Here is a 617-nt window from a genome sequence, read left to right on the forward strand (position 1 = left end):
TTGTAGCAGGACCCGTTGTCGGTCATCACCCGTTCCACGGTGATGCCGACCGAGGCGAAGTAGGCATGGGCGCGTTCCCAGAACCCCGTGGCGGTGTCCTTCTTCTCGTCGGTGAGGATCTCGGTGTAGGCCAGGCGGGAGTGGTCGTCCACGGCGTTGTGCAGGTAGGCGTACCCGGCCCTGGAGCGGTTCTTGCGGCCCCGGGACCGGCCCAGCGCCTTGTGGCCGCCGCCGTCGGGGATGTTGCCGAGCTTCTTGATGTCCACGTGCACCAGCTCGCCGGGCCGTGAGCGTTCGTAGCGGCGCACCGCGCGCCCGGTGGCCCGGTCGGTGTGGGTCAGGCGGGCGCACTGGTAGCGGGCCAGGATGCGGTGCACGGTCGAGGGGTGCATGCCCAGGTGGCCGCCGATGCGGGCCGGTCCCCACCGGCGCAGGTGGCGGAGTTTGATGACGCGGCGCTCGCGGCGGGTGGGGGTGCGTCGAGGACTGCGGTGGGGGCGGCTGGAGGCGTCGACCATCCCGGCCTCGCCCAGGGTGCGGTAGCGGTTGGCCCAGCGTTGGACGGTGGTGGGGCTGGTCTGGAAGCGTTCGGCGGCCCGGCGCAGGGGCCAGCCCTG

The 617-nt window shown here is 72.3% G+C and carries 1 protein-coding gene; it reads right to left on the reverse strand.

Annotated features, from left to right (window positions below; all coding sequences use genetic code 11):
• Positions 1–617, reverse strand: a 617-nt coding sequence (locus Q8791_RS31750; RefSeq protein WP_330095551.1) for a helix-turn-helix domain-containing protein, incomplete at both ends; no start/stop codon positions are given.

Origin of the sequence: Nocardiopsis codii (genome assembly GCF_036327455.1) — a bacterium.
Taxonomy (GTDB): Bacteria; Actinomycetota; Actinomycetes; order Streptosporangiales; family Streptosporangiaceae; genus Nocardiopsis; species Nocardiopsis codii.